The organism is Vibrio sp. 1249-1 (assembly GCF_033340495.1).
Genome location: NZ_JAWOWJ010000245.1, coordinates 1 through 911 on the forward strand (window position 1 = coordinate 1; position 911 = coordinate 911).

Consider the following 911-nt stretch of genomic DNA (forward strand, 5'->3'; position numbering starts at 1 on the left):
CAAAGGATAAGCACCATGACTTTTCGTCAAGAATACAATGGCTGTAAGTCATTTGGCTGCCCTAATTGCGGCGTGCCTGATCTCAGTTTGTATTCGCGCTCAAATCGGCTTGGCTACGACGCGTGGCATTGCCCTGAGTGTGGTGCTTATCCTCCGGTTTTGATTAACGAGCCGATACTCGCATTGGCTCATCAACTACAACAGCAAACCTTTGAGTTGAAGCTATTGCCTCATTGCGAATGCCGATTCCCTGCTTGGCAACGTTACGGGAGAACCGCCGTCGGTAGCCCAAGAGTAAAGTGTCGCTGCTGTCAAAAAACCGCAACGCTGCTGAACCCGAACAAAGAATCCCACTCACTCCAACCACTGCTTGATGCTCTATTGGCCGAGGTTTCACCCAAAGATTTACAGTATAAATTGGGCTTGAATCATCGCCGTTTTTCACAATATCTTGAACGTTTGGCAAGTATGCTGGACACTTTTAGTCGCTTATACGAACGTCACTTATCGTTCTCGAATATCCAAACTCGTTCCTTTGTTCAAGTGGCGCGCTCTGGTTTTCGCCACCATGGTCGAGAACAACGTGCAGCGCATATTTGGACACTATGCAGCGCCGATGCCCAAACAGGTTACGTGCTTTTGCTCAGTGACAACGCTTGGCTTGTTCAGACAGAAATGTCAGAGCACGTCATTCCTCAACCGCTTTGGGAGCAAAGTCGTTACCAATTAACGCAGCAAGAAGAAATGCCAAACGAATCAGATGTATTTCTCCAAGCACAGCGCACTTACGACAAAATTCTTAGCCGCAGCCAATTTGACCAACTCGCTTACTGCGATGGTTCGCACGCGAAATCAAAAGAAGTGCTACTCACTCGCCCAGTTTTTGCTGCGCACGCGCACATGCAAAAAGA

Annotated in this window: 1 pseudogene; it reads left to right on the top strand. The window is 48.2% G+C overall.

The features are described 5' to 3' along the window. Nucleotides 1–15: 15 nt before the first annotated feature. A pseudogene (locus tag R7Z50_RS25575) lies at nt 16–911 on the top strand (hypothetical protein); the annotation flags it as partial.